Raw genomic sequence first — 1841 nt, forward strand, 5'->3', positions numbered from 1 at the left:
AGAAAGCATTCCTGTAATGAAGAAATATGAGGGGAAATGAGCGTAGAATCAATTTTACAGAAAAGAATCCCCCTTGGTAGTATAGAGAGTGTCATCGCGGTGACCTCGAATTGAATACCAAAGGAGGATTCCTACTATGGATTTTACACAAAATGAACGATTAGCGCAAATAACAGAAGAAACAATCATCATCGGTATAGATATCGCAAAGCACAAGCATGTTGCTCGTGCCATTGACGACCGAGGTCGTGATTTATCGAAACGATTAGTGTTTACGAATAATTTGGCAGGATTTAAGCAATTGCTTGACTGGGCCAATGATCTTTTAGAAAAGACAGATCGGCACAGCCTTATTCTAGGAATGGAGCCAACAGGTCATTATTGGCTGAATTTGGCTTACCATTTAAAAGCGCAAGGGCTACGTGCTGTTGTCGTTAATCCGATGAAAGTGAAACGCACCAAGGAATTGGATGATGATTCCCCAACCAAAAATGACACAAAGGATGCCAAAGTGATTGCACAGGTCGTTCGTGCTGGCAGGTATAATGAACCGTTATTATTAGAAGGTATCTACGCTGAATTGCGTGAAGGAATAAAACTACACGACATGATGCAGGAAGATTTGTCGTCTATAAAAGCACAAGTACACAATGTATTGGATCGCTATTTCCCAGAGTTTCTAACCGTTTTTAAAGATTGGACCGGGAAAGCAGCCCTTCACTTTTTAAAAAAGGGCTATCTGCCAAAGGATATTCAATCAAGCTCTGAGGAAGAATTAATGGCAGAGGTCAAACGGGCTGCTAAACGTGGTGTTGGAATCAAACGCATCCAGGAGCTTAAACGTGTAGCTGAGACAAGTGTCGGTTTAACAGTTGGTTTAACGATGGCACGTCAGGAAATGGCCTATTTAATCGATCAATATCAGACTATACAGGAACGCATCGAAGCCCATGAGGCACTGCTTGAAGATCTTGTTCTTCACGTTCCTGGAGCCAGTCAAATGATGGAAATAAAAGGGGTTAGTTCTATGACGGTTGCCGGCTTTTACGCCGAGGTTGGAGACTTATCCAATTATCGAGATCCACGTCAAATTATTAAATTAGCGGGAATCAATCTCAAGATGAACCAATCTGGAATATTTAAAGGTCAAACAACCATCACCAAACGTGGCCGCCGTCGATTAAGATCTCTGTTATATCAAGTTGCACGCCCTTTATCGATTCATAATGAAGGCTTTAAACAACTGCACAATTATTATAAAAACCGACCAGATAATCCACTCACAGGAAAGCAATCCTTTGTGGCACTTAGTCGGAAATTGATTAAGGTATTTTTTGTCATAGGTACGCGCCATTGTTCTTTTGACGAATCACGTATGATGAAAGACATTCCATCATTGAATAAGTTACAGGAAACAGCTTAAGGAATACATGAAAACCAAAATATACGTTATTTATTATTCATATTGATATTTATTACATTCGAAGCACGGATTAGCCGGTCGATATTCACTCCGTTAGGGCATAGACCCACTTAGAAAGCATTTCCGGCATCCACACATGGTAAGGTCGAACGAAGGAATGTACGCGCATTGACGCCGTGAGAAATGGGAGGGTCCACCACCATGTTTGATGTGGAGCTCCAAGGTGCGATTATAGGAGAATATGTACCCAGTTTTTGGAAAATTAATCACTAGGTTTATTAAAGCGCATTAAATTATACCAAAATAATCCTATAATGGAGGTATATTCCTTGACTTACCTAATGTTTTTAATATTAATCAATGAAAATTAGAGAAAAACAGCGATATTTTAAGAAAATGAAAGTATATTGAGGGAGGA

The 1841-nt window shown here is 39.9% G+C and carries 1 protein-coding gene; it reads left to right on the forward strand.

Features of this window, described 5'->3' with window-relative positions:
• The first annotated feature begins 136 nt into the window (after positions 1 to 136).
• Positions 137 to 1423, forward strand: a complete 1287-nt coding sequence (locus tag ACFO3P_RS14550) for an IS110 family RNA-guided transposase (protein ID WP_193065567.1) — start codon at positions 137 to 139, stop codon at positions 1421 to 1423.
• The last annotated feature ends 418 nt before the right edge of the window (positions 1424 to 1841 follow it).

Source organism: Oceanobacillus aidingensis (assembly GCF_042654105.1).
GTDB classification, from domain to species: domain Bacteria; phylum Bacillota; class Bacilli; order Bacillales; family Amphibacillaceae; genus Oceanobacillus; species Oceanobacillus oncorhynchi.